Genomic DNA, 23,548 nt, shown 5'->3' with positions numbered 1-23,548 from the left:
TGTTCTTTGGTTTTATATGTCATCAAGCAACCTCGATTTGTTCAGTTTTGCCGGCAAAATGAAAATTTTGCACATGAGCTGGCTGGCGTTTTTTATCAGCTTCGTGGTCTGGTTCAACCACGCGCCGCTGATGCTGGCGATTTCCGAAACTTTGCAGCTCAGCCCGGCCGAGGCTAAAACCATTTTGATACTGAACGTGGCGCTGACGATCCCGGCGCGGATTGCGATCGGCATTTTGGTGGACAAATTCGGGCCGAAGCGGACTTATTCGACCTTGCTTGCCGTCGGCAGCGTGCCCTGTTTCATGTTCGCCGCCGCCGACAATTTCGAGCAATTGGCGCTGGCCCGGTTTCTGATGGGCTTCGTCGGCGCCGGTTTTGTGATCGGCATCAGGATGGTGGGGGAATGGTTCCCGGCCAAGCAGCTCGGCATCGCCGAAGGCATCTACGGCGGCTGGGGCAATTTCGGTTCGGCGGCGGCGGCGATCGTATTGCCGTCCCTGGCGCTGGCCTTCGGCGGCGATGACGGCTGGCGTTACGCGATTGCGGCGACCGGCGTGCTGGCCTTGTTGTATTCGGTCGTGTATTTTTTCAGCGTCAGCGATACGCCCAAAGGCTCGACCTATTTCAAACCGAAGAAGGCCGGGGCGATGGAAGTCACCAGCTACGCCGACTTGGCACTGTACATCCTAATGAGCGTACCGCTGTATGCGGCTCTGACCCTGCTGGCCTGGAAGCTGTCGCCGACCGGCATGAAGTTGCTGTCGGAGCCGGCAACCATCGCCGCCTACGTCGTGATTTGGACGCTGTTTGCCTTCAACGTCTACAAAATCGTGCATATCAACGCCGAGCACTTGGCGCAGCCTATAGAACCGATACACCACTATAAATTCAAGCAGGTCGCGATTTTGGATTTAGCCTACCTGGTAACCTTCGGCTCCGAATTGGCGGTGGTCTCGATGCTGCCGATGTTCTTCCACGACACCTTTAAACATACCGGGATTACCACGGTGCAGGCCGGCCTGCTGGCCTCCAGCTTCGCCTTCATGAATCTGGTGGCGCGGCCCGGCGGCGGTTGGCTCAGCGATAAATACGGCCGCAAATTGTCCTTGAGTATCTGCGTGATCGGCTGTGCGGTCGGCTACGCCGCAATGTCGCAAATCGACTCGAATTGGCCGATCGTATTGGCTTTTGCCGCCACTTTTTTATGCTCGTTTTTCGTTCAGGCCGGTTGCGGCGCGGTTTACGCGATGGTGCCGCTGATCAAACGGCGTATGACCGGCCAGATCGCCGGCATGGTCGGTGCTTACGGCAACGTTGGCGGCGTGACTTTTTTGACCGTGCTGTCATTCGTGACGCCGGAAATCTTCTTCCTGACCATCGCCGCCACGGCGGTATTGGTGGCGGTAAGCGTTCAATTCATCGAGGAGCCGGCCGGGCATATGGCGGAAGTCATGGAAGACGGTAGCGTGGCGATGATCGAACTGAACTGAGCGGCCGGAGGCTCCCGGCCATTTTGTGACTTGTGATTTAGGAGTATTCGACGTGATTGAAACTGTATTGGCGACCGTGACATTGGGGATGGTATTTTGTTGGCGCACCGCTTGCCGCCAGTCGGCCGCAATGCTGGAAGCGGGGCCGGAGCGGGCAGCGGTTTGTGCGGCGCGCAGCCGCAGTCTGCCGGAAGATGCCGTGTTGAGGCGCCACTTTCTGGCGCAAATCAATAGCGAAATCCAGGCCGGCCTGGCGCCGTGCCCGTCCGATTCGGTATTGCGCCGCCACCACCAAGCCCTGGTCAGCGCCAAACTGCAACAGGCTCTGGCCGAACTCGGCCGCAGTCCGGCTTGCTGACGGGCTTGTCTCCGAACCAGGTTAAACCCGCAGAATGGTCAAAACTTTAACGGTGCGCATCGGTGCCGCCAGCGACAAAGGTGTTAAAGCCGACAACGAGGATTTCTGGGGCGCCTTGGTGCCGGCTGAACCGCAGTTGACCTTAAAAGGCATTGCCGTCGCGATTGCCGACGGCATGAGCGGTAGCGAGGCCGGCAAGGAAGCCAGCCATTGCTGCATCACCGCGTTTCTGGAGGATTATTACAGCACGCCGGATTCCTGGTCGGTGACCAAGGCCGGCCAAAAAATCCTGTCGGCCACCAATTCCTGGCTGCACAGTCAGGGCCGGATGCGTTATGCCTCGGTCAAAGGCATGGTCAGCACCTTGAGCGTATTGGTGCTGAAATCCAATACCGCGCATCTTTTCCACGTCGGCGATTCGCGCATCTATCTGTTTCGCCAGGGCCAGCTTGAGCAACTCACTCGCGACCACCGGCTGTGGGTTAGCGACGATAAGAGCTATCTGAACCGGGCGATGGGCATCGAGCCGCATCTGGAGATCGATTACAAATCGCTGACGCTGGAGAAGGGCGACCGTTTCCTGCTCAGCACCGACGGCTTGCACGATTTTGTCGGCGAGGCGGCGATCCGCGCACAACTGGCGGAAGCGGTCGATTTGGCACAAATGTCGCGCAATCTGGTGGCTGCGGCTTTGGCGAACGGCAGCGACGATAACGTCACCTGCCAGATCGTCGAAGTCGACAGCCTGCCGTTGCTGAGGGAGGACGAAGTGCTGCGCCATAACGGCCATTTGCCGTTCCCGCCGCCGCTGGAGCCGGGCATGCTGCTGGACGGCTACCGGATCGAAGCCGAATTGCACGCCAGCAAGCGCACCCAGATCTACCGGGCTTACGACACTTTGCACAACCGGCGGGTGATTCTGAAAACGCCTTCGGTGCTGTACGACGACGATACCCATTACATCGAGCATTTTCTGCACGAGGAATGGGCCGGAAAACGGATTCAGCACGCCAATGTGCTGCAGGTGCTGGAAACCGACCGCAGCAAATCCTGCCTGTATTATGTGACCGAATATATCGACGGCTGCACCTTACGCGACTGGATGGCGGACAATCCGAAACCGGAGGTGCGCCAGGTCAGGGCTTTAGTCGAGCAAATCGCCAAAGGCTTGCGCGCGTTTCACCGCATGGAAATGCTGCATCAGGATTTGAAGCCGGAAAACATCATGATTGCCGCCGACGGCAGCGTCAAAATCATCGATTTCGGTTCGGTTAAAATCGCCGGGATTGCCGAAATCACGCCGCTGGATCATGCCGGCGACGAAAATATCCTCGGCACGTTAAATTACACGGCGCCGGAATACCACCTCGGCCAGCGCGGCACGGTCAAGTCCGATCTGTTTTCGCTGGGCGTGATTTGCTACGAAATGCTGAACGGCGAGTTGCCGTACGGTACCTTGCCGGAAAAACCCAACCGGACCAATCTGGAGCGCTTGCAGTACGTTCCGAGCATACGGCGCAATCCGCTGGTGCCGGTCTGGATCGACGGTGCGTTATGTAAGGCCACTAGCATCCAGTCGCGATCGCGTTACGACGAGCTTTCGGAGTTTCTGCACGATCTGGCGACGCCGAATCCCCAATTCTTGAAGGCCGAAGACAAAATCCCGTTGGTCGAGCGCAATCCGTTATTGTTCTGGAAGAGTGCGGCGTTGTTCTTTTTTGTCTGTAGCTTTGTGCTGGCTTTGCTGCTGCTGAGCGGGAAATAGACTGTTTGGCCGGCCGGTGTGTCGGCGGCGGGCTGGTTTATTTGCTGTCCAAGTCGATGACCCCGTCCCAAACCTCGGGCGGGTGTTGCCGGTAGGCCAATGCCTTTTTCAGATAAAAACGGCTGGGGCCGTCGTTAGCGTCGAGCTCCAAAACGGCTTGTAACACCCGCACCGCTTCCGGCCAATGGCCGGCTCGAAACGCGGCCAGGCCATCGGCGAAGATGCTGTGCACGATGTTCGGAATCGACTCGCCATGGCCGACGATTTCGGTCAATTCCACCGGTTCGGCGCGGCCGACCAGTCGAAACGCGCCCACCGGGCGGCTGAGAACGCCGTCGATCCCGGCGGTGATGGTCGACGTTGCCAGGATACGCGTACCCAGCGGGGTGTTGACGCCTTGGATCCGGGACGCAGTATTGACCGTGTCGCCGATGGCTCGGTAATGGCTGGTCTGCCCGGTTTCCAGCCGGCCCAGAGTCAGCGGGCCTTCGTGCAGACCGATGCGGGTGGTCAATGCCGCCAGTGGCGAGGTTTTGTTGAAGGCTGCGACCGCCTCTGCCATTTCCAGCGCCGCCAGACAGGCCAACAGCCGCTGTTTGGCCGGCGCCAATTCGAACCAGACCGCCATCATGGCATCGCCGGTGACGTCGGCAATCGCGCCATCATGGGAAATGACCGGGTGGCCGAGTACCTGATAGTAGGCATTTAACAATTGCCACATTTCATGCGGCGAATGCTGGGCGGCAATGCCAGTGTAACCGGCGATATCGGTCGCCAGGCACAAGCCGCTGACATCCCGTTCCGGGCGGGTCGGCGGCAAATGCCGATCCGGGTTCCAGTCGCCGGGCGCAGCCGGGACGAAGGTGGCCCATTGCGGAAACACCTGGCGGACGAATGCCAGCAGGCGTTTGCGCTCGCAGAGCAAATCGATTCGGGACCAGACCAAGGCAAGCAACCACGACACCGGCAGTTGCACCAATACCGGTCCCGCCAGCGGTAGCCACCAATGCCGCGCGGCAAAGGCATAAACGGCAAAGCCGGCATAAGCCGCGGCCAACAGCAGGCTTGCAAACAAGCCGCGGCGTTTGCTGCGGCTGTTCAGCAAGCCGGCGATAGCCAAGCCGAAGATGGCGGATACCGACCAAAACGGTAACGGCATTTCGATGAAGGCACCCTGGCTCAAGTTGGCGAATTGGGTCGCCATGATCTCGACGCCGGCCATTTTGCCGGTGTGCGAATCGGAAAACGGTGTCGGGAAAAAATCGGTTTTGCCGGGCGAGAATTGGCGGTTGGCGCGGCCGACGAACACCACCTTGTCGCGAAGGTCGTTGACTTGGCCGGAATAGACATCGACGTAAGACTCCATCCGGAGCGTCTTGGGCGGGCCGTAATAGTTCAGGTAGCGGCTGTCGCCGTCGCAAAGCACCTTATCGAAATTCGCCCCCAGGCCGCTACGCGCGGCATGACCGGCATCGGCCAGACAATCCCGGCGGCGGTCGGTCAGCCAGGCGGAGAGGGTTTGGCCGGTTCCGGTCCAGTCGGCGAAAGGTTGTAACGTGTAAGCCCAGGCCAGTACCGGCAGGCTCGGCGCATCGGCCAGGGCGTCGAAAAAGGTCCACACCTCCCGGACTTTGGCCTCCTCGGCATCGTTGACCAGGAAAAACGGTGCGCTATCCAGCGCCGCTTGCCCGATCGCCGGCGTCGCGCTGATTTTACGCATTGCCACCAATTGTTCCGGCAACTCCCCGGCCGCCTCGCCTTCCAGGGCAATGACGGTTTGCCGGTTGGCCTCCGCGCATTCTTCGCGGCCGAAAAAGTCGGCAGTACCGTGGCGGAATTTCTGGATACATTCCCCGATCAGCACGTTGCCGGCTTCGCGCATTGCGGCTGCCAAGTCCGGATCCACCGCCGGGTTGGCGGTGATGAACTGCAAATCGAAAATCACCAGTCTGGCGCCTTGCTGCTGCAATTGCCGAATCAAGCGGGCATGGTAGGGCCGCCAACGCGTCAGATCCTGGCCGACACCCAACTGCGTTTCGGAAACCTCGTCCATCGCCACGACGACGACTTGCCCAGGTGACGGCAACGGCCCCCGCCAGCGGAAGAGGGTGTCTTGGCTGGAGAGTTCGAGATCGGTCGCGCTAGAAACGGCTCCTGCGATCAAACCGGCGATTGCAGCGACTATTAACAGCCTGAGTAGGCGCTGGGGCATCGCGGTGGTTGTCGTGTTTCGCGCAGAGAAATATTACGAGCGGAGCACATGTTGTTTTACGGTTATTGCAATGCCATTGAGCAAGTTTTTGAAGTGCTCATATGGCGTTCCTCAGGCGCCAGCTCAAAAAATTTTTATCAAACTGTTTGAAGCCAGCTGAGGAATCTAAGTCAGCAAATAATTTCTGGCATGTCCAGATCAAAATATTAAATTCTTATTTTTTTTTATAACCGCTAGGGCAATTCGGTAGAGTTTGCGGAATAGTCCAACACGACTCTGTTCCAACTTTGACTTCACCGCCGATAGTAGTGGAGGTTGTAGTCAAGCAACAAGTGGTGCTTCCCGCTTTTAGGCTGAGCGTCGAAGTATAAACTTCTTGGGTTACGAATTCGTCTTTAAAAATTCGGCATTGTTTTTCGCCCGGTTCTACTGTGCAAGGTACTGGTTCGGCCGATTCGCCGGTGGTTGGATTTTTGTATTCATTTAACGTGACTAAGTTTAAAGTCTTAGGTGTAAACGTAAATGTTGCTATACCAACAACTAGAGCTACAGTGAGCAATTTGAATGATTCACTTTGTCGAGCCCAAATACCACAAATCTTTCTTAAAATTTCCATAAATATGTCACCTGTTATTCTATTGACTAATTTTTAGTTGAATGCGATTGTAATTTGAGTATACAAATATCTCCCCGGTTGAAAAGTCGGCATTATCGGGTTATTAACTCCGTTTTGGAAGTAAAATTCTTGGTAATTAAATTTTTCGTCGAATAGGTTTTTTACCCCGATCGATACGATGCCCAAACGTTTTGGTAAACGATAGCCGAACTGTGCATCAATCGTCCAGAAATCGTCAGTACCTTCTTGCATTGTAGGTTGTAAGCCCTTTATCGCTAAGCCGGTTTGCTTATCGATGGTTTGGTGAACGTTGGTCGCGGTGAATTTCGTGAAAATGCCGTTTGGCGCAAAATAATTAACACTCAATGGCATTCTTAGAGTTTTGATCGATCCAGGTGTCAGATCTGTGCTGTCGAAGAGCTCGCGGTTTACTGTTTCGTAATTAATGTCGAAATTGACAGAAAACTGATCGTTTATAGCCCAATAAATATAGCCGTGATCGCGATGTTCGCGTTGCCTTTTTTTGGTTGGTTCTCCTATTGGTACTTGCAGGTTACGCCATGATGTCTCAGCGCCAACAAACAAGTTTCTAGTCAGTTGATGGTCAATGCCAACTCCGTATCTCTCAGACATTGAACCCGTAATGTCGTCGAAAAATTGGTTAAAGCCCGCTATCTGCGTCGGCTCGATGGTTTGATCGGATATTAGGGGCCGTTTTACACTGGTGAAGTAGGCAGCGCGTAATGTACTTTGCTCCGCATAATTCCATTTTAAGCCAACTTTCGGATTTACTTTGTTGACGGTGCCGAAGGAACGGCTATCCATTGAATCGAAGCTGACGCCTAATGTGATAGGTAAATAGTTCAACCAATTGACGTTGGAATAAACATAAGAGTTGATAAAGTTTCCACCTCGGTCTGTGATTAAAGTATTACAGATACAAGGCAATTCGAAACCGAAAATCGAAGCCTTATTAGCTTCGTCAATATAAATATTCTGATCTTGGCCAAGATAGCTCAGTCCAAAAACATAATTTGAATATTTTGTACGTTTTAGATATTGCGATTCGATATGGAAAGCCTCTGCAGTGACTCGATTTGTTCGGCTCTTATCCTGCAAAAAACCGAATTCATCGGTAAAAATGTGACGCGAATTCTGATTGGTTTCCCTTTTTAAATGACTTAACGATGCAAGGAAGTCGCTGTTTGCATCGATTTGGTAATGCAATCCGGTTCTTGCACTGGTTGTGCGGTTGTTTTGGCGCAAAGCCTCATCGACATCGGCGGCAAAAAATTGAGAGGATATATCGCCCGATTCGGTGTTGTTATCGCGGAATTCGAATTGAATGTTGGTCGAGGGCGTGAGAGCGAATTGAGCGAACGCGGTATAAAGGTTGGTTTCGACATCGTTGTTTTCCCGGAATCCGTCTGTCGAATAGTGAAACTGACCAAGGCTGTAAGAAAAGCGGTCCCAAATGCCGGAATGTATCGCTTCGTTGCCCCAGGTATTGTTTCCGCCTGCAATTGCCGATAACTGCAAGGCCAAGCGGTTACGGGTGTATAGCGGGTTAAATTCGTTAAACGATTGTGTCGTTGGTCCCAAGCCTTCGAGTACTAACGGATTACTGGTTAGCAAGCCGGGCTGGATGGGTGTCATGTTGGCTGGTTGCAATAATTGCGATTGCAGTAACTCGCTGACGCGGGTGATTTCGTGGCGCGGTACTGAAGCGTAGTTATCTGCCAGTAGCCGATGCGCCGAGAAGTTGCTCGGGTCTTCGGTTACGGAGCGCCATCCTTGCACCAAGCCCATCCATTGAAAACCCAGGTCGTTATAGATGCGGCCCAAGCTAGCGCTTTTAGCGGCTAGATCTTCGTCCAGTAACAGTTTAGAGCGGTATACAGCTCGGTTATCGTTCAGTCGTGTGGCCTGCTGCATATCCGCCAAGGCCTCGATCGGCCGATTCGTGGTTTGTTTGCGGATGGCGTCGTAAAAATAGGGGGTCGGATCGTTTGGGTCGCGTTCCTTGGCCAGTTCAAGCTGGTCGGCGGCCAGGCTGTCGCGGCGTTCTTCGTAATAGGCTTTGCCCAGGTAGCTGCGGATCAGTGCGTTTTCCGGGTCGAGTACCGCTGCGATTTCCAGTTCCTGGCGGCCTTGTTCCAGGTCGCCGTCGCGGATTTTCGCCAGTCCCAAACCCAGCCGCGCCAGTGGCGAGCTGGAATCCAAGCGGATTGCGGTTTCGAAGCTGCGGCGGGCTTGATCGATTTCGGTATCGAACAGGTGCGAGAAACCGGCCACCGTCTGGGTACGTTCCAGATTCGGATCGAGCTGGAAGGCCTTGGCGGCGGAGTCTCGGCTCTCACCGCGCCGGCCCAGCGCCAGTTGCAATTCGGCCAGCCGGGCCCAGACCAGGGCATCGTGCGGCGCCAGTTCCGCGGCGCGCGCGGCGGATGCCAGGGCCGGTTCCAGCTCGAAGCGGCCTTGTTGCACGTAAGACAGGGCCGAATGCGCTGCGGCCGAACCGCCATCGGCGGCCACCGCCTGGGAGGCCAGACGGTCGGCTTCGGCTTTGCGGTTTTGGCTCAGCGCCAGAATGGCTTGCAAGGACAGGGCGTCGGCGTCGCGCGGGTTGGCTGCCAATAAGGTGTTGATGTCCTGTAGCGCGGCATCGGTCTGGCCGACGCTGAGACGCATCGCACCGCGAGCTTTCAATAACTGCGGGGTTTGCTGCGCCGGGGTCAACGCCGATAAGGCTGTTAATGCCAGGTCGGTTCGGCCGCGGCGAAAGTCGGCAATTGCCGCGCTTAAACCCGGCTCGACCGGCTGAGTGTGACTGGGATAATCCAGCAACGGCGGATAGTAGAGCGCCCAATTCACGGCGTCGCGCGGTTTGATGTCCAGCTGCGCTCGCGGCGCTTGCCCGAGCTGGGTTTGCCCCGCTTCGCCGGGGTGCAGGCGAATTTCGCCTTGACCGTTGAAAAAGCGTACGCCGCCCTCGTAGACCCACAGCGAAGCCGTCGCCGAGTCTGCTTGTAATGCGAATTCGGTACCTTCCGGGCCGGCGTTTGCCACCGGCGTGGTGATTTGCAGTTGTTTTGGGGTGCGGCTGATGAAATGGATGAAGCCTTTTGCCATGTCCAACAGCGTCGGGCTTTGCTGACCGATACGATTTAGCGTCAAGACCGAGCCGCCGCTCAAACGTAAGGTAATGCCGCTCGGCAATAGCAAGCTGGCGCGGCTATCGGTTTCGACCCGGACCCGGCTGCCTTCGCAAAGCGCTTGGTTCAATTGCGCCGCTTGCCAGCGGCCGTGGCCATCGGGATCGAAATAAAGGCTGCCCTGCAGCGAGACTAACGTGGCCGATGCCGATTGGCTGCACGCCGCGAAGGCGGCTGTTTCCGCAGAACATAACTGCGAAAATAAAAACATGAGCCAAATCACAAGACAACGCATTATTTCTCCAAGGTGGCGTTTTCTTTGCAATATAGTCGAAGTGGTCACATTATCAAGGTAATAATTAACTCGCCGCCGGTGTGGTTACGCTGTTTGGAAGCGGATCAAGTTCCGGCTTGCGGCCAGATTAACGGGGACTGAACGGCGAGTTTGCCGGCTACCAGGATGCCGGCGGGGTGTGCAGGATGCGCAGCGTTTTATCGTCTACGCTGACGTAGCCGCCCTTGGTCAATTCCTTCATTACTTTATTGATCATTTCCCGTGACGAGCCGACCATGGTCGCCAGTTCCTGCTGGGTGGGCCGGTTGTGGATCACGTAAATGTCTCCGTCCTTTTCGGCCATGTCCTGCAATATCTTGATGGTGCGTTCGTAGACGTTGGACAGCGCCATCTGTTTGACTTTCTCGGTCAATGCCCGCACTTTTTCCGCCAACACCCCAAGCAGCTCGATCGCGGCGTCCGGGTATTGTTTCAGCCAGTGGATGAAGTCGGCCTTGCAAATGACCCCGCAAACCGTCTTATCCATGGCTTCCACGCCGGCCGAACGCGGCTCGTTGCTGAGTAAGGCCAGTTCGCCGAAGTAGGAACCGGCTTCCTGAATCAGCAAAGTGACTTCCTTGTCCTTTTCGTTACTGCTGAACACCCGGACTTTGCCGGACAACACGATATACATCGAGCAGGTATCGTCGCCTTCGGAGATGATCAGGGCTTTCTTGGGAAATTTGACGACTTTGGCCCGCGAGGCCAGCGCGCTGAGCGCTTCTTCCGGCATGCCGGCCAAAAACGGGATTTGGTTGAGACAAGCGAGAACTTCGGATTGCATAACGGCGTTTTTACATTTTCTGATGTTTGGTTGACGGGCGGTAGCAGGCCTTAAAGGTGAATTCCGGCAAACGGCCATGGGTTTAGTTTGGGCAGCGGTGCCGGGTGAAAAACCGAGTCGGCCGGGGCTTACCGCGCAAATGCGCCGGCACCGTAGCGCTTTGTCCTGTGAAGTATTTCACATATCTCCGGTGAATCAAGTCGCGGCGCTGTTTTTTTTGTCCCGCTAAGCTAACGCCGCCGCCTTAGCGAGCTGTCGAAAATGGCGCTGGAGGTGCTGACGCTGAACTGGGCCGCTTAGCAGATTTTCGCCAAAACCAGGCAAGCTGTAACCGAATCAACTCGCTTACCTAACGCTGAGACTCCCCAGGTTAATAACTCCACACATCGGCCGTGCAATTTGTCACTGCCCGGCACCAGCCGCCTTGCCTACAGTATCGGCACCCGTCCATGGCCTGGCCTGCGGCGGGGAATGGCGGAGTGACGGTCGCTCGTCGGTCGTTTCCGCTCCGCGTTTCGTCCGCGACCGATCCGGTCCGGTGTATTCAGTCTTAAGGAGCAAGAAAATGTCAAAACAACCCGCGTTTACCCAAGACTTGCAAGTCTTGACCCTACAGGAGCAGGCCCAAGTATCCGGTGGCCTGATCGGCCCGGAAGGCGACTTGAGCCAGTTTCCGCGCAAATTCTGGCCGGTGATCAATCCGGGCGCCAGCGTGATCAACGTTAAAACCTTGGTCCAGAACGTTCTGGCGCGCTAGGGATTTTCCAACCGTAGTCTGGAGAACAATCATGTCAAATAAAACTACCCGGATTTCCGCCGACGACTTATCCGCTTTCGCCGAACAAGGCAAGCAACGCGCATTGCAGGCCCGCGCCGAGGCCGGCACCGAATTGAGCGCCGCCGAGCTGGAGCAAGTCAGCGGCGGCGTCTCGGTCAGCCTGGTGCTGAGCAAAGGCATCATCGCCGGCGGCCCAAGGTTCGACCAATTCAAAGCCGTCAACGGCCTAGCCACCAACCCCGCCGGCGGCTTGGCGGCCGGTATCCAAGGAGCAACCCGGCTGGGTTGAGCGCGCCATGGCCTCGGATAACGCAGTGTTATGCCCCAGCGCGCAGCCGGAATGGGACGGAGCCCAAGTCATCGGCGTTATGGCCGGTACCCCGGAACAGCCGGAAATGGCCTATCTGAATACGCCGCAACCGGTCACCGAGCAGGTGCTGGCCATGGCCGGCCCGCTGACGCCGGCCGAAGTGTTTCGGTTCTCCGCGCCTTGCGCCTGCAGCGGATGCGGCCATTTTGCCGCCGAAGAATCGAAATGTCGCTTGGCCGAAAAAGTCGTGCGCTTTACGCCGTCGGTTACCGAGCAATTGCCGGTGTGCGCGATTCGCGCCGATTGCCGCTGGTGGAACCAGGAGGGGAAGGCGGCTTGTTTCAGATGTCCGCAAGTGGTGACCAATAACCTCAAACCCAGCGACGAGATGCGGCTGGCGGCCGATTACGGCGTTATCTGAGCGCTTTGGTCTTTAACACAGCACAGGTGAGAGGAGAACGGCAGCATGAAACCGGCATTATTTCGACAACAAGCCTTGGATTACAAAAGAGACAAGCCTTTGGGCGAGGTGATACGGGTGGAAGCTTTGCCGTTTTCCTTACTTACCGCATTGGCGGTTAGCAGCGCGGTGCTGCTGATCGCCTTCGCCTTCTGGGGCGAATACACCCGCAAATCCCATGTCAGCGGTTATTTGGCGCCGAGTATGGGTTTGATCAAGGTTTACCCGCCGCAAGCCGGCACCTTGATCGAGAAGCACGTCAAGGAAGGCCAAACCGTAAAAGCCGGCGATACCTTGTTCGTATTGTCCACCGACAGCAGTTCCCGCGACACGCCACAGGCCCAGGCCGCCGCAATCGAACAACTGAAACAGCGGCGGGAAAGCCTGGAAACCGAGTTGAGCAAGCAGGAACAAATCGACCAAATTCAATACCGCGCCTTGCTGGACCGCTGGCAAGGCATGCAACGCGAACTGCAGCAAGTCAACAGCGAGATCGCTACCCAACAACAACGCCTGGCCGGCGCCGAAGCGACGTTGCAGCGCTACCAGCAGTTGCTCCAAACCAAATTCGTCTCGGCGGTACAGGCCCAGCAAAAACAGGACGAATGGCTGGATCACCAAGCCAAATTGCAGGCCTTGCAACGCATCCAAATGACGTTGCAGCGCGACATCCGCGCCACCCAGTTGGAAGTGGACGGCAGCCAGATGAAGTTCAGAAACCAACGGGCGGCAATCGAACGCAACATCTCGACCCTGACCCAGAACATCACCGAATCAGAATCCCGGCGCAACATCGTCATCACCGCGCCGCACGACGGCACCGCGACCGCGATTCTGGCCGAACAGGGCCAGAATGCCGGCACCGCCAATCCGTTGCTGTCGATCTTGCCGGCTGGGGCTCAGTTACAGGCGCAACTCCTAGTGCCGTCCAGCGCGGTCGGTTTCGTCGAGACCGGCCAAACCGTGGCGATCCGTTACCAGGCCTTTCCGTACCAGCGTTTCGGCAGCCATCGCGGCCGCATCGTCGAGATCGCCAAAACGCTGATCACGCCGAAGGACGCCGATTTGCCGGTGACCTTGCAGGAAGCGGTTTACCGGGTCACGGTCGTGCTGGACAAACAGTCGGTGCAGGCCTACCGCCAGGAGATCCCGTTGCAGTCCGGCATGTTGCTGGATGCCGACATCTGGCTGGACCACCGCCGCTTGATCGACTGGATTTTCGAACCGCTCTATAGCATTGCCGGAAGGGTGTAACCATGAGCATACAAGCCATGCTGGATTTTTCCGGCCGCAAGAAAACGCCGTCGATTCTGCAAACCGAAGCCGCCGAATGCGGGCTGGCCTGTCTGGCGATGGTGGCGTCCTACCACGGCCACCGGCTCGACGTCGCCAGTTTACGCCGCAAGTTTTCGGTGTCCTTGAAAGGCTCGACCTTGAACCATTTGATCCGCATCGCCGACCAGTTGCATCTGGCCTCGCGCCCGGTCAAAGTCGATTTGCCGGAGCTGAGCAAGCTGAGCCTGCCGGCGATCCTGCATTGGGATTTCAACCACTTCGTGGTGCTGGCCCAGGTCAAGCGCGGCCTGGCGACAATACACGATCCGGCCAAAGGCGTGCTGAATCTGCCGTTTAGCGAAATCTCCAAACATTTCACCGGCATCGCTTTGGAACTGATGCCGACCCAAAGCTTTACGCCGAAAACCGAACGTCAACAAATCAAGCTCTCCCGCCTGATTGGCCAGTTGGATGGGGCCGCCGGCGCGATCTGGCAAATCGTTTTATTGGCTGCGGCCATTGAAGTGTTTGCCATCGTCGCGCCTTTTTTTATGCAATTGGTGGTCGATAACGCGGTCGTGGCCCGCGACGACAACCTGCTGACCGTACTGGGCTTGGGCTTTTTGTTGCTGTTTCTGATCCAGACTGCGATTACCGCATTGCGCTCCTGGGTGGTCCTGGTCTTGAGCACCTCGGCCAATCTGCAATTGCTGAGCAATCTGTTCGGCCATTTATTGCAGTTGCCGATGAGTTTTTTCGAAAAGCGCCATCTCGGCGACATCGTCTCCCGCTTCGAATCGTTGAACGTGATCCAACGCACGCTGACCACCAGCTTCCTGGAAGCCATCGTCGACGGCGCGATGGCGCTGGCCACGCTGGCGATGATGCTGATCTATAGCTGGAAACTGGCCGCCATCGTCTGCCTGGCGGCCGCGTTATACGGCTTATTGAGGCTGAGCCTGTTTACGCCGTTGCGGCTGGCGACCGAGGAACAAATCCTGCGCGGCGCCAAACAGCAGACCAATCTGCTGGAAACCGTGCGCGGCATGCAGAGCGTGAAGTTGTTCAACCGCGAGTTGCAACGCAAGGTCGGTTACCAGAATCTGATGGTGGACCATTTCAACGCCGGCATTCGCGTGCAAAAGCTGGGCATCGTCTACAAGGCGCTGAACAGCCTGTTGTTCGGCCTGGAAAACATCGCCGTGGTCTGGCTTGGCGCGCTGTTCATTCTGGACGGTGGTTTTTCGGTGGGGATGCTGTTTGCCTTCATGTCGTTCAAGGACCAGTTCACCCACCGGGTCGGCAGTTTCATCGAGAAAAGTATCGAATTCAAAATGCTGGGCCTGCACACCGAGCGGGTGGCCGATATCGCCCTGGCCGACACCGAGCGCGCCGGCTTGGGCTGCGGCCAGCGCGACTTGCCGGCCTCGCTGCAAATCCGCGATCTGGAGTTCAGCTATGCGCCGTCGGAACCGGCGGTGATCAGCAATCTGAGTCTGGACATCCAGGCCGGCGAATCGGTGGCCATCGTCGGTCCGTCCGGATACGGCAAGACCACGCTGGCCAAGTTGATTCTCGGCCTGTTGCAGCCGAGCTCCGGCGAAATATTGGTCGGCGGCGTGCGCTTGCCGCAAATCGACAACCGTGACTACCGGGACATGGTCGCGGCGGTGATGCAGGAAGATCAACTCTTCGCCGGTTCGATCGCCGACAACATCTGTTTCTTCGATCCGGAACCGGACCAGGCCTGGATTGAAACTTGCGCCCAACTGGCGGCGGTACACCAGGACATCGTGGCGATGCCGATGGCATACAACACGCTGATCGGCGATATGGGCACCGTGTTGTCCGGCGGCCAGAAACAACGGGTGCTGCTGGCGCGGGCCTTGTACAAACGGCCGAAGATTCTGGTTTTGGACGAGGCCACCAGCCATCTGGACGTGGCGCGGGAGCGCTTGGTCAACGGCGCGATTCAGCAATTGAAGCTGACCCGCATCATCATCGCCCACCGCCCGGAGACCATCGCCTCGGTGGACCGGGTGATCGATTTGCAGGCCCTGGCCCAGCGCGGCCGCTGCGAGGCGGTATCGCAGGCAGCTTAGCAGGTTCCGGAGCGGAAGCCTTGCCCGAAGGGGGCACGTTCCTGATCAGAACCGGTCCGGGTGTCGCTTCCGCCCCGAACCGCAACCGAGGACACACGAAATGAAGACTTGGATAACTTATCTATTGCTTGTATGCGGCGTATGCGCCAGTGCCTTAGCGGTTTCGGCGCCGGCCGACATCGCCAAACTATTCGGCCGGCTGCCGACGATCACCCGGTACGAACGCAGTTGCGTGCTTAGCGCGTCGACGCCTGCGGAATTAAAGGCTTGTATCAACAATCTGCCCAATACCGAATATTACAGCCGGGAACGGACCCGCAGCCTGGGGCGGCTGGATGCATTAAACACCATCGTCGCCGATTTGAATGCGGTGCCGGATCTGAACCCGATCGAAAAATTCTGTTTGTTCACCTCTACCCCGGCCTGCATGGAAGCCTGCATTCAAGGCTGGGTCTGTTCCGCCGATTAGCGGCGCGAGTTTGAGTAAGGGAGCGGTTTTCGGCTGCGCCATCGAGCGGACGCAGCCAAAAGCCGATGCCGGGCCGGCCATAAGGATTTGGCTGGTCCGGCCAGGGACGAATTTAACCGGCTAAATCCCGAAAGTCAGCAGACTTCACCTCCGCTTCACGATCCCCACATCAAGGTTTCACCGCTTGGGCCCATGCTAGGTCGCGTATTCAAACCTGTGGAGAACGACGATGCGAAACAAACTTTGGCAAAAAGCGGCGGCAATGGCGGTACTGACGCTGCTGTTATTGATCCCGATCGGCATGGTCAAGGACCTGGCGAACGAACGCGAGAACCGGCAGTTGCAGGCGGTAAACGATATCGCCGCCAGCTCGGCCGGCCCGCAAAAGCTGTTCGGTCCGGTATTGGTGGTGCCTTATCACGAAATTTGGAGCGAAGTCTCCGAAACCATCCGCGACCGTACCGCGGTGCGCGAGGTGCAGCAACGTAGCGAGCTGCGCTATTTACACTTTTTACCCGAGCAATTGAGTCTGACCGGCGAGCTGGCCACCGAGACCAAGCGTCGCGGCCTGTTCGAGGTCCGTTCTTACGTGGTGAATCTGTCCGGCAAAGGCGAGATCAAACTGCCCGGCGGCTACGGCAATCCGGCGCCGTTGCACGGCGGCCGCATCCAATTCGGCACGCCTTATATCGGCATCGCCTTGTCGGATATGCGCGGGGTGTTGGCTGCGCCGGGTGTGGAGTGGGCCGGCAAAACCTATGCCTTCGAACAAGGTTCGAATTTGCCGCTGGAGGATGCCAGCGGCATGCACGCCAATCTGGAGCCGATGCCGGTCGAATTCGGTCCGATCTCGATTCCGTTCGGCTTCGATTTGAAGCTGCGCGGCATCGAAGCCCTGGAATTCGTCCCGGCCGGCAAGCATACCCAAGTCGAGCTGGCCTCGACCTGGCAGCACCCGAGCTTTTTCGGCCGGTTTTTGCCGGATCCGAGCAGCCAGCAGACCGGCACCGACGGGTTCCGCGCGGCCTGGAGCGTGGATGCTTTGGCTTCGAATGTCGGCCGCAATCTGGGCGGGGTACGCCATATCGCCAGCTACGACAGTTTCGGTGTGCGCCTGATCGAACCGATCAACGTTTATTCCTTGTCCGATCGCGCCGCCAAGTACGGCTTTTTATTCGTGTGTCTGACCTTCGCCGCGATTTTTCTGTTCGAGCTCCTGAAAAAACTGGCGATCCATCCGGCCCAATACGCCTTGGTCGGGCTGGCCTTGGCGATGTTCTTTTTGTTGCTGCTCAGCCTGTCGGAGCATTTGCCGTTCGCTGCGGCGTATTGCCTGGCCAGCGGAGCTTGCGTGCTGCTGATTGCGGTCTATCTGAGCGCGGTGTTGCTCAGCGCGGCGCGCGGCACCGCGGCCGGCGTGTTGTTGGCGGCCTTGTTCGCCAGCCTGTACGGCTTGCTGGAATCGGAAGATAACGCGCTGATGCTGGGTTCGTTGCTGTTGTTTGCGGTGTTGAGCATCGCGATGCTGGCGACCCGCAAGCTGGATTGGTACGGGTTGGCCGAAACCGGCGCCGGTGCAAGCGGGAGGGAATCATGCTGATCGCCCATTTACCGGCCGGCTACATTGTTTCGGTACTGACTTTTCCATTGGTTCGCGGGCAGCAAGTCGATTGTAAAACCTATCTGCGCTGCGGCATGTTGGGTGCGGTGGCGCCGGATTTCGACATGATTTACTTTTATCTGGTGGACGGCGGCATGCACCCGCACCACAGTTATTTCAGCCATTTTCCGCTGACTTGGTTGTTGCTGGTGGCGGCGGCCGCGGTTTACTACCGGCGCAGCGCGGACCGGCGCCTGCCGATACTGGCCCTGGTATTTGCCGGCAACGGCTTCCTGCACATGGTGCTGGATTACATCGCCAGCAATATTTACTGGCTGGCGCCGTTCGTATTGAAGCCGTATTCTCTGAGCTTGGTGGATCGGGTTTATCAGCCGTGGTGGCTGAACTTTCTATTTCATCGGTCGTTTGCGGTGGAAATCGCGATTACGGCAACCGCCTGGATGATCCGGCGGCGGCGTGGATTGGCGACCAATCCGGAGCCGCCAGCGAAGGTTCTTAGTAACGCTTTACGCAAGCCGGTTGACTATCGGCCCAATTATCGGCGGTTGGAGTCCAGAGAATGGCGGACTTTGCTTCTCGCCGGCAACGATGAGCGGACGACGTGGTATAAGGCGATTGGCGTACGCGGCAGAAAAAACCGCAAACCGCCTGTCGCCCAACCGGCTCGGCGCTGGCTCGAGCGGGCGGAAAGCGAATGGATGATGCGTTGCCGGCGGCTTGGTCAGGAATTCCCGAAACAGAATCTGAGGAGAATTTTATGCTGGAAATCGTCTTAATCCTGGTCGCCGTGGCGTTGGCGGCTTTTGCCTTTATCGCCACGCGCCAACCGGATAGCTTCAGCGTCAGCCGTTCGTTGGCGATGGCGGCACCGGCATCGCTTGTGTTTGCCCAGGTCAACGAATTGCGTAAATGGGATGCCTGGTCGCCTTGGGCCAAGCTGGATCCGAATGCGCAAAACAGTTTCGAAGGCCCCGACGCCGGCGTCGGCGCGGCGATGCGTTGGTCGGGCAACAATAAGGTCGGGCAGGGCAGCATGACCATCGTCGACAGCCGGCCGGACAGCTTCATCCGCTTTAGTCTGGACTTTGTAAAGCCCTTCAAAGCCAGCAATATTGCCGAATTCAGCTTTGACAGCGCCGGTACCGAAACCGTCGTGACCTGGACCATGTCCGGGCGCAACAATTTCGTCGGTAAGGCGATGAATCTGGTGATGAACTGCGACAAGATGGTGGGCGGCCAATTCGAACAGGGTCTGGCGGCGATCAAGCGGATCGTTGAGGCAGGAGCTTGATGCTGGCGGATTGGATTTTGCGGTAGTGCCCAAGCTTTGCCTGGGCACTTCGGGTTGGAAGTCTGGCTTCCGTCCGGTTAAGCCTGGCCGGCGTTAGGTCGCCAAGCCTTCGGCCTCAAGCGATACGTCTTCCAGAAAACTCAAACAACCCAATTCTCGGGCGAATTCCTGAATTTCGCCGGCCATGTGAAAGTTCAAGATCGCGTTTGTTTTCAGGTCGACAACCGCGTATTCGACCAGCGGATTGTCGCTGATTAACCTTGGCTGGTATTTTTGTAATTTCTTCGATTCCTTAGCCAACTTCCGATTGATCCTGGCGGTCAGTGCCCGAATTGAAACCAATTTTTTCATGCTCAATCTCCTTACGTTGTTAGGAGAGCTGAGTATAGCCCTGTTGACTGCGAAATACACGCGCCGCCGCCGGCTCGCGGAGTGCGCCAGGATTCCCGGCCGCCGCAGCTGCCGGGAAATCCGGCGTCGGCTTCAGTTAATGCGAAACGTCAAGCGACGTGGCAGGACGTGGCACACTGCGGGCAACCGTTAACTTGGCGGAACGATTCGGCGGCTTTTTTGACCGCGCTGGCGCAACTGGCGATAGAGCCCAAGTAGCGAATGCTGTCCTTGGCCGGCAACAGGGTGCAGGCCGCGTTGTGAACCAGATGATCTCCGTTTGCTTGAGCATTGATTTCGACGTAAAACTCAGCCATGGTCTGTACCTCATAAAAGTAAGTTGGATTGCAGGTTGGGCCCGAATGTTGTCGACCGGTGCATCCCGCGCCAACGGCCTGGAATGACCTGGCTGGACTCCGCTCCGACACTGTTCGGGTGCGATTGGCTCGGAGCAAGCGCCATGCCACGTCTTGGTCGCGGAGCACGGCGGGACCGGAAACGGCCGGCGCAAAGTTTGCCGACGCCCGTTGGCCGCGGCGTTTCAGGCGGAGCCAGCGAAAGAAAGCCGATTTATTTTTCGCAAAACGCGGTCCGGTCATGCCGGGATCGTCTTGTCGCATTTCCTACAAGAGAGCTGGGTTTTGTCGACCGTCAAGGCCGGCTGGGCTGGTCCAGCCGTTTAGGTCTCACGGTGAAACCCGGTCTGCACGATCTTGCTATCTGGTGTGGTTTTTGCTGGTTCCGGAGTATCTTTCACTGCCTGGAATATTGCGATGCGCTACCAACCTCACTCAGACGAAATTGCTGCCGTTCCCGAGATGTCCGATGAAGAATTGCTGGAGTATTTTTTGTACCGCGTGTTCGAGACCGACGAAGTTTGGTGTCTGAAAGACGCCGGGCAACCGGTGCTACGCGACGTGGCCGGCCGGGACACGCTGCCGGTTTGGCCGTATAAAATCTTTGCCGAGGCTGCCGCCAACGGCGACTGGGAGGGGTTGCAGCCGGTGCCGGAATCGGTGGACTATTTTACCTATCAGACCCTGAATCGCGCGGCCGGCCAGGACGTGACGCTGGAAATCCTGCCGCGCGGTCCGGCGCCGGGCTGTTTGATTGCGCCGCAACGCTTGTTCGGTATGCTGGAAAACATGATGGAAGCGCGCGACTACACGGTAGGCGATTGAGCCGGCCGAGAAGGTGGTAGCCGCAGTCGAATCCCGCTGCGGCTAACCTGGCTTGATCGCGGCGGCGGCAGCGGCAAGCTCGCTGGCCGACAAAAGCGTGAACGGATAGCGCCGAAGCTGTATAAATAAGGCTTTCGGCCATTTCGGGTTTGGGCTTATGCAAGAAATTATGTACGACGTCAGCAGTCTGCTGATCGCATTGTTGTTGTTATTGTCGATGTTGTTGGCGATAGAGATCGGCTATCGTGTGGGTCTGCGCATCATGCCGACGGTGCGCGACGACTTCAAGGCCCATGTCAACGCGACCTCGGCATCGCTGGTCGGCATCCTGGCGCTGTTGTTGGGTTTTACTTTTTCGTTGTCTTTGCAGCGTTACGATAGCCGCAGCGAGGCGGTGGTCGACGAGGCCAACGCAATCGGCACCGCCTATTTGCGCGCGCAATTACTGGCGGAACCGCACCGCGGGCATAGCTTGGCCTTACTGCGCGAGTACCTGGATTTGCGGGTGCAGACCGGTAACGTCGATTTGACCGAACGGGCTCGGCGCCACGCCTTGATCGCCGAAGCCGGCAGAATGCAGGCCAGACTATGGGAATATGCCCGCCAGGCTAACGCCGTCGCACCGAGCCCGGTGACGACCGGCCTGTTCATTCCGGCGTTGAACGAGATGATCGACAATTTCGGCAAGCGCGACGCCGAGATGAACCGGCACGTCCCGGAATTCGTGCTGTTGCTACTGTACGCTACTTTCCTGATGACCGGCGCTATCGTCGGTTACGCCACCGGCCTGTCCGGCCACCGTGCTTCTTTCGTCACCCATATCATGGTCGGCTTGATTGTGGTGTTAGTGTTCATCATTCTCGATCTGGACCGGCCGCACCGCGGTTTGATTCAGGTCAGTCAGGACAGCCTGACCGGTTTGCAGGCCGCGATTCGCGGTCAGGCCGGCGCTAATCCAGCGGAGTAGAGGTATGACGCGGCGCGCTGAGAAAATATCGGAATCGACCGGCATCGCCCCACCGCCGGACCGGCTGAGGCCCAGCCTGCACTGGTTCCATCTGCTCGCGCTCGGCGTCGGCGCCATCGTCGGCACCGGCATTCTGACCTTGATCGGCGTCGGTGCCGGCAAGGCCGGTCCGGCCGTGGTGGTGTCTTTCGTGTTTGCCGGCCTGGTCTGCGCTTGCGCGGCGCTGGCTTATGCCGAAATGGCGACTGCGATGCCGCAGGCCGGCGGCGCGTACACCTATGCCCGGCTCGTAATCGGCGAGCGGATCGCCTGGCTGGTGGGCTGGAGCCTGATTCTGGAATATTCGTTGGTGGTCAGCGCCGTCGCGGTCGGTTGGTCGGGGTATGCCGCACCGTTGCTGCACGACGCGCTGGCGATTCCGTGGCACTGGATGCAAGGCCCCGAGGCCGGCGGCAGCGCCAATCTGCCGGCCGTGGCCATCATCGCCGCCGTGGCGGCAGCTTTGATCTACGGCACCCGGGAAAGCGCAACTTTCAACGCACTGCTGGTGGGCTTGAAACTGGTCGCCTTGCTGCTGTTCGTCGTGTTGGCGGCGCGCGAATTCGACCCGGTCAATCTGCAGCCCTTCATGCCGTTCGGTTTTGCCAAACAAACCGGCGCCGACGGCGTCGAGCGCGGTGTGATGGTCGCCGCGGCCATCATCTTTTTTGCGTTTTACGGTTTCGATGCGATCGCTACCGCGGCCGAAGAAGCCCACGATCCGGAGCGGGATCTGGCGCTTGGTATCGTCGGTTCGATGTTGGTCTGCGTGGCGATTTACATTGCTGTCGCGCTGGCGGCGTTGGGGGCGCTGAGTTACGAACGGTTCGCTGCCAGCCCGGAGCCGTTGGCCTTGGTGTTGCGCGAACTGGGTCAACCATTGGCGGCGCGGTTTCTGGGCTTGTCTGCCGTTGTCGCATTGCCGACCGTGATTCTGGCGTTCTTTTACGGCCAAAGCCGGATTTTCTATGCGCTGGCGCGGGACGGCCTGTTACCGGCCGCGCTGGCCAAAATTTCCCGGCGCGGCACGCCGGCCGGCGCCACGGCCTTTACTGCGTTGTTGGTCGGCGCCATCGCCGGCACGTTTCCGCTGGCGGAGATCGCGGCATTGGCCAATGCCGGAACCTTGCTGGCGTTTAGCGCGGTCGCCGCCAGCATGCTGATCGCCCGCCGGCAAGGTCCGCCGCCGCCGGGCCGCTTCCGCGCGCCGCTGCCCTGGCTGACCGGCCCCCTCGCCATTCTGGGCTGCGGCTATCTGTTCGTCAGCCTGCCGTGGCAAACGCAAGCCTATTTCCTGATCTGGAATGCCTTGGGCGGCCTGGTTTACTGGATTGCCGGCCAACGCCGCCGCTCTTGAAGCTGCCGTAACCGGCGTCATCTGTTCGGCTTTCATCTCCACCGTTTCCACACTCCCGCTTGCCCGGTAAGGCATAAAGCGGAGGACCGTCGGCACCGGTAACCCTTAGCTTAACGTTCCCCAGCTTCAACGCCGGCTCAGCCCCCGCGAACCCGCAATCGTCCTGCGGCCATACTACGGCGCCGATTTATTTTCAAGTTTAACTGAGCCGTAACATACCTCCCTTATTCTTTATCGCGTTAATTGCATAAGGTGCTGACAAAATCCAGAAAATACCGGAAACGTGCGGGAAATAGTGACCAATTTTACGGAACGCGCCGTGATGTCGCGGGGCTGGATTGGCTTTTGTCGCATGATTGCGGCGTCTAGCCAGGCGACGCCGGGCGCAATGCGGAAACCGATGGCGCGTAACGACAACACCGCAGGCCGCGACCGCCAAAAATAGCCGGTGGTGCGGCTGATTCCTGTCCCTGCTTATGCTGCTTTCGGATATGTCTGTGAACAATTTCACGTTATTTGGGATAAGTCCGTTACTGATTCAAAGTTCCAAAAAAAATATCGTAACGCTGCATCGGCTAACGCTGAATTTGCA

The 23,548-nt window shown here is 57.8% G+C and carries 21 protein-coding genes; 15 read left to right on the top strand and 6 right to left on the bottom strand.

Annotated features, from left to right (window positions below; genetic code table 11):
• The first annotated feature begins 16 nt into the window (after nucleotides 1-16).
• Genes C2U68_RS09745 through C2U68_RS09735 form a run of 3 tightly spaced genes read left to right on the top strand, consistent with a single transcriptional unit; the run spans nucleotide 17 to nucleotide 3,615 of the window.
• The gene (locus tag C2U68_RS09745; protein WP_140912296.1) at nucleotides 17-1,492 is read left to right on the top strand and encodes a NarK family nitrate/nitrite MFS transporter; all 1,476 of its coding nucleotides are present in this window, start codon (nucleotides 17-19) and stop codon (nucleotides 1,490-1,492) included.
• A gap of 52 nt (nucleotides 1,493-1,544) precedes the next feature.
• Nucleotides 1,545-1,850, top strand: coding sequence for a hypothetical protein (locus C2U68_RS09740; protein WP_140912295.1), 306 nt, complete (start codon nucleotides 1,545-1,547; stop codon nucleotides 1,848-1,850).
• Between the two features lie 34 nt (nucleotides 1,851-1,884).
• Nucleotides 1,885-3,615, top strand: a complete 1,731-nt coding sequence (locus C2U68_RS09735) for a bifunctional protein-serine/threonine kinase/phosphatase (RefSeq protein ID WP_140912294.1) — start codon at nucleotides 1,885-1,887, stop codon at nucleotides 3,613-3,615.
• Between the two features lie 37 nt (nucleotides 3,616-3,652).
• On the opposite strand, the gene C2U68_RS09730 is transcribed toward C2U68_RS09735, so the two are convergent.
• The 4 genes from C2U68_RS09730 to C2U68_RS09715 form a co-directional block, all read right to left on the bottom strand.
• Nucleotides 3,653-5,827: a CHASE2 domain-containing protein gene (locus C2U68_RS09730; protein ID WP_140912293.1), complete on the bottom strand. Its 2,175-nt coding sequence runs from the start codon at nucleotides 5,825-5,827 to the stop codon at nucleotides 3,653-3,655.
• 214 nt (nucleotides 5,828-6,041) lie between these two features.
• Entirely contained in the window at nucleotides 6,042-6,443 is a 402-nt protein-coding gene (locus tag C2U68_RS09725) for a hypothetical protein (protein WP_140912292.1), read from the bottom strand.
• A 33-nt stretch (nucleotides 6,444-6,476) separates the two neighbouring features.
• Nucleotides 6,477-9,869 (bottom strand): FecR domain-containing protein, encoded by a 3,393-nt coding sequence (locus C2U68_RS09720; protein ID WP_186289561.1) that lies wholly within the window; start codon nucleotides 9,867-9,869, stop codon nucleotides 6,477-6,479.
• Between the two features lie 181 nt (nucleotides 9,870-10,050).
• Nucleotides 10,051-10,716 carry a Crp/Fnr family transcriptional regulator gene (locus C2U68_RS09715; protein ID WP_140912290.1) on the bottom strand — a complete coding sequence of 222 codons (666 nt, stop codon included), beginning with the start codon at nucleotides 10,714-10,716 and terminating at the stop codon, nucleotides 10,051-10,053.
• Nucleotides 10,717-11,281: 565 nt separating this feature from the next.
• On the opposite strand from C2U68_RS09715, the gene C2U68_RS09710 reads away from it, so the two are divergent.
• The 9 genes from C2U68_RS09710 to C2U68_RS09670 all read left to right on the top strand — a co-directional run bounded on the left by C2U68_RS09710 (nucleotide 11,282) and on the right by C2U68_RS09670 (nucleotide 19,022).
• Nucleotides 11,282-11,473: a hypothetical protein gene (locus tag C2U68_RS09710; protein ID WP_140912289.1), complete on the top strand. Its 192-nt coding sequence runs from the start codon at nucleotides 11,282-11,284 to the stop codon at nucleotides 11,471-11,473.
• 31 nt (nucleotides 11,474-11,504) lie between these two features.
• Nucleotides 11,505-11,783: a hypothetical protein gene (locus C2U68_RS09705; protein WP_140912288.1), complete on the top strand. Its 279-nt coding sequence runs from the start codon at nucleotides 11,505-11,507 to the stop codon at nucleotides 11,781-11,783.
• 7 nt (nucleotides 11,784-11,790) lie between these two features.
• On the top strand, nucleotides 11,791-12,225 hold the full coding sequence (locus tag C2U68_RS09700) for a nitrogen fixation protein (RefSeq protein WP_140912287.1): 435 nt from the start codon (nucleotides 11,791-11,793) through the stop codon (nucleotides 12,223-12,225).
• Between the two features lie 45 nt (nucleotides 12,226-12,270).
• On the top strand, nucleotides 12,271-13,518 hold the full coding sequence (locus C2U68_RS09695; protein WP_140912286.1) for an HlyD family secretion protein: 1,248 nt from the start codon (nucleotides 12,271-12,273) through the stop codon (nucleotides 13,516-13,518).
• A gap of 2 nt (nucleotides 13,519-13,520) precedes the next feature.
• Nucleotides 13,521-15,641 carry a peptidase domain-containing ABC transporter gene (locus C2U68_RS09690; RefSeq protein WP_260839285.1) on the top strand — a complete coding sequence of 707 codons (2,121 nt, stop codon included), beginning with the start codon at nucleotides 13,521-13,523 and terminating at the stop codon, nucleotides 15,639-15,641.
• Between the two features lie 100 nt (nucleotides 15,642-15,741).
• Nucleotides 15,742-16,110: a hypothetical protein gene (locus C2U68_RS09685; protein WP_140912285.1), complete on the top strand. Its 369-nt coding sequence runs from the start codon at nucleotides 15,742-15,744 to the stop codon at nucleotides 16,108-16,110.
• A 229-nt stretch (nucleotides 16,111-16,339) separates the two neighbouring features.
• Nucleotides 16,340-17,710 (top strand): cell envelope integrity protein CreD, encoded by a 1,371-nt coding sequence (gene creD / locus C2U68_RS09680; protein WP_140912284.1) that lies wholly within the window; start codon nucleotides 16,340-16,342, stop codon nucleotides 17,708-17,710.
• Nucleotides 17,704-18,507, top strand: a complete 804-nt coding sequence (locus C2U68_RS09675) for a metal-dependent hydrolase (RefSeq protein WP_140912283.1) — start codon at nucleotides 17,704-17,706, stop codon at nucleotides 18,505-18,507. The genes creD and C2U68_RS09675 overlap by 7 nt, the downstream gene beginning before the upstream one ends.
• A complete protein-coding gene (locus C2U68_RS09670) occupies nucleotides 18,489-19,022 on the top strand; it encodes an SRPBCC family protein (RefSeq protein ID WP_140912282.1) in 534 nt (177 codons plus the stop codon). Before C2U68_RS09675 ends, C2U68_RS09670 begins: the two co-directional genes overlap by 19 nt.
• A gap of 93 nt (nucleotides 19,023-19,115) precedes the next feature.
• Here the strand turns inward: C2U68_RS09670 and C2U68_RS09665 are convergent, their stop codons facing one another.
• Both C2U68_RS09665 and C2U68_RS09660 read right to left on the bottom strand, forming a co-directional pair.
• On the bottom strand, nucleotides 19,116-19,373 hold the full coding sequence (locus C2U68_RS09665) for a hypothetical protein (protein ID WP_140912281.1): 258 nt from the start codon (nucleotides 19,371-19,373) through the stop codon (nucleotides 19,116-19,118).
• A gap of 149 nt (nucleotides 19,374-19,522) precedes the next feature.
• Entirely contained in the window at nucleotides 19,523-19,729 is a 207-nt protein-coding gene (locus tag C2U68_RS09660) for a hypothetical protein (RefSeq protein ID WP_140912280.1), read from the bottom strand.
• Between the two features lie 456 nt (nucleotides 19,730-20,185).
• Here C2U68_RS09660 and C2U68_RS09655 point away from each other — a divergent pair, with 456 nt between their 5' ends.
• The 3 genes from C2U68_RS09655 to C2U68_RS09645 all read left to right on the top strand — a co-directional run bounded on the left by C2U68_RS09655 (nucleotide 20,186) and on the right by C2U68_RS09645 (nucleotide 22,956).
• Nucleotides 20,186-20,593 (top strand): DUF2750 domain-containing protein, encoded by a 408-nt coding sequence (locus C2U68_RS09655; protein ID WP_260839284.1) that lies wholly within the window; start codon nucleotides 20,186-20,188, stop codon nucleotides 20,591-20,593.
• Nucleotides 20,594-20,750: 157 nt separating this feature from the next.
• A complete protein-coding gene (locus C2U68_RS09650) occupies nucleotides 20,751-21,560 on the top strand; it encodes a hypothetical protein (RefSeq protein WP_140912279.1) in 810 nt (269 codons plus the stop codon).
• Nucleotides 21,561-21,564: 4 nt separating this feature from the next.
• Nucleotides 21,565-22,956 carry an amino acid permease gene (locus C2U68_RS09645; RefSeq protein ID WP_140912278.1) on the top strand — a complete coding sequence of 464 codons (1,392 nt, stop codon included), beginning with the start codon at nucleotides 21,565-21,567 and terminating at the stop codon, nucleotides 22,954-22,956.
• Nucleotides 22,957-23,548: the final 592 nt, after the last annotated feature.

The organism is Methylomonas koyamae (genome assembly GCF_006483455.1).
Classification (GTDB): domain Bacteria; phylum Pseudomonadota; class Gammaproteobacteria; order Methylococcales; family Methylomonadaceae; genus Methylomonas; species Methylomonas koyamae_B.
The sequence above is the reverse complement of the archived record's forward strand: the minus strand, read 5'-3'. Positions and strand labels throughout refer to the sequence as shown.

Bases quoted from the DNA above. Each gene is read 5' to 3' on its own strand.
- C2U68_RS09730 (WP_140912293.1), bottom strand. From the start codon at position 5,827: ATGCCCCAGCGCCTACTCAGGCTGTTAATAGTCGCTGCAATCGCCGGT.
- C2U68_RS09715 (WP_140912290.1), bottom strand. From the start codon at position 10,716: ATGCAATCCGAAGTTCTCGCTTGTCTCAACCAAATCCCGTTTTTGGCC.
- C2U68_RS09705 (WP_140912288.1), top strand. From the start codon at position 11,505: ATGTCAAATAAAACTACCCGGATTTCCGCCGACGACTTATCCGCTTTC.
- C2U68_RS09725 (WP_140912292.1), bottom strand. From the start codon at position 6,443: ATGGAAATTTTAAGAAAGATTTGTGGTATTTGGGCTCGACAAAGTGAA.
- C2U68_RS09745 (WP_140912296.1), top strand. From the start codon at position 17: ATGTCATCAAGCAACCTCGATTTGTTCAGTTTTGCCGGCAAAATGAAA.
- C2U68_RS09645 (WP_140912278.1), top strand. From the start codon at position 21,565: ATGACGCGGCGCGCTGAGAAAATATCGGAATCGACCGGCATCGCCCCA.
- C2U68_RS09670 (WP_140912282.1), top strand. From the start codon at position 18,489: ATGCTGGAAATCGTCTTAATCCTGGTCGCCGTGGCGTTGGCGGCTTTT.
- C2U68_RS09650 (WP_140912279.1), top strand. From the start codon at position 20,751: ATGCAAGAAATTATGTACGACGTCAGCAGTCTGCTGATCGCATTGTTG.
- C2U68_RS09685 (WP_140912285.1), top strand. From the start codon at position 15,742: ATGAAGACTTGGATAACTTATCTATTGCTTGTATGCGGCGTATGCGCC.
- C2U68_RS09710 (WP_140912289.1), top strand. From the start codon at position 11,282: ATGTCAAAACAACCCGCGTTTACCCAAGACTTGCAAGTCTTGACCCTA.
- C2U68_RS09695 (WP_140912286.1), top strand. From the start codon at position 12,271: ATGAAACCGGCATTATTTCGACAACAAGCCTTGGATTACAAAAGAGAC.
- C2U68_RS09655 (WP_260839284.1), top strand. From the start codon at position 20,186: ATGCGCTACCAACCTCACTCAGACGAAATTGCTGCCGTTCCCGAGATG.
- C2U68_RS09735 (WP_140912294.1), top strand. From the start codon at position 1,885: ATGGTCAAAACTTTAACGGTGCGCATCGGTGCCGCCAGCGACAAAGGT.
- C2U68_RS09675 (WP_140912283.1), top strand. From the start codon at position 17,704: ATGCTGATCGCCCATTTACCGGCCGGCTACATTGTTTCGGTACTGACT.
- C2U68_RS09690 (WP_260839285.1), top strand. From the start codon at position 13,521: ATGAGCATACAAGCCATGCTGGATTTTTCCGGCCGCAAGAAAACGCCG.
- C2U68_RS09700 (WP_140912287.1), top strand. From the start codon at position 11,791: ATGGCCTCGGATAACGCAGTGTTATGCCCCAGCGCGCAGCCGGAATGG.
- C2U68_RS09665 (WP_140912281.1), bottom strand. From the start codon at position 19,373: ATGAAAAAATTGGTTTCAATTCGGGCACTGACCGCCAGGATCAATCGG.
- C2U68_RS09720 (WP_186289561.1), bottom strand. From the start codon at position 9,869: ATGTTTTTATTTTCGCAGTTATGTTCTGCGGAAACAGCCGCCTTCGCG.
- C2U68_RS09660 (WP_140912280.1), bottom strand. From the start codon at position 19,729: ATGGCTGAGTTTTACGTCGAAATCAATGCTCAAGCAAACGGAGATCAT.
- creD (WP_140912284.1), top strand. From the start codon at position 16,340: ATGCGAAACAAACTTTGGCAAAAAGCGGCGGCAATGGCGGTACTGACG.